The sequence below is a fragment of the Paenibacillus popilliae ATCC 14706 genome (assembly GCF_000315235.1).
GTDB classification, from domain to species: domain Bacteria; phylum Bacillota; class Bacilli; order Paenibacillales; family Paenibacillaceae; genus Paenibacillus_B; species Paenibacillus_B popilliae.
In genome coordinates, this window is sequence record NZ_BALG01000063.1 from 1 (window position 1) to 567 (window position 567).

General features: G+C 40.6%; 1 protein-coding gene. It reads right to left on the reverse strand.

Going from position 1 to position 567, the window contains the following annotated elements:
• Positions 1 to 567: hypothetical protein (locus PPOP_RS22595; protein ID WP_159101813.1), on the reverse strand; the 567-nt coding region annotated here is incomplete at both ends.

Consider the following 567-nt stretch of genomic DNA (forward strand, 5'->3'; position numbering starts at 1 on the left):
GTGGTTTGTATGATTCGTTTATATAATTCTATTCGCTGTTGCTTCGCTTGACCATCTGCTTGTGCCGCTTTGTTTTCAACTTGAAGCAGCTCTTGTTGCTTGTTTTGAAGGGTTTGCTGTTGAGCTTGATGTTGCGCTTGCTTCTGCTCTATTGCAGTCATTTGCTGATCATAGCGGGCTGCAATCTCGGCTATTTTTTTCTTGGTTTCTTTCACTTGTTTTTGGCCTTCACGGATGGCTTGTATTTGTTGTTTGACCCGCCTATCCGATCCTCGACCTTTAGGATGCTTCCCCTGCAGTATTTGCGATAATAGATTCGCATCAGAAATTTTTCCTGCCATATTTCCATTATTATTTTCCATTGTTTCTTTCATAATTTGTTCACGAAGCTCTTTCGCCTTTTCTATTTCTTCAGCTAGCATCCTCTCTTCTTCTACTAATTTTTTTTGTTGTTCTTCTAGCTTCGTTTGCTTTTCTTGCTTTAATGCTTGCAATTGTTCTTCCCCTTTGGTCAATAGGGAACCGAACTCTGCTGTAGGGGTTTGTCCTTCTGCATACAAAGGAGAA